This window comes from Mesorhizobium sp. (genome assembly GCF_005063415.1).
Taxonomy (GTDB): Bacteria; Pseudomonadota; Alphaproteobacteria; order Rhizobiales; family Rhizobiaceae; genus Mesorhizobium.
The window spans coordinates 1-220 of sequence record NZ_SUEG01000445.1; the positions used below are offsets into that span (position 1 = coordinate 1).

1 pseudogene is annotated in these 220 nt (G+C 62.7%); it reads left to right on the forward strand.

Annotation, left to right across the window (positions count from 1 at the left end):
• Positions 1-17 precede the first annotated feature (17 nt).
• Positions 18-220, forward strand: a pseudogene (locus E5W70_RS32990) (ABC transporter ATP-binding protein); the annotation flags it as partial.

The window sequence follows — 220 nt, forward strand, 5'->3', positions numbered from 1 at the left end:
CCCCCCTTGCGGGGGAGATGTCCGGCAGGACAGAGGGGGGTGCGACGGGACGCCAACCTAAATTCGGTCCCCTCGGCGGCCTGGACATCGGCTTCATCTTCCAGGATCCATCTGCGAGCCTCGACCCCGTGATGACAATAGGCAAGCAGATCGCGGAAGTCGCCTACACGCATCTCGGCCTCAGTTGGCGAGACGCCTATGCCAAGGCAAAAACCCTGCT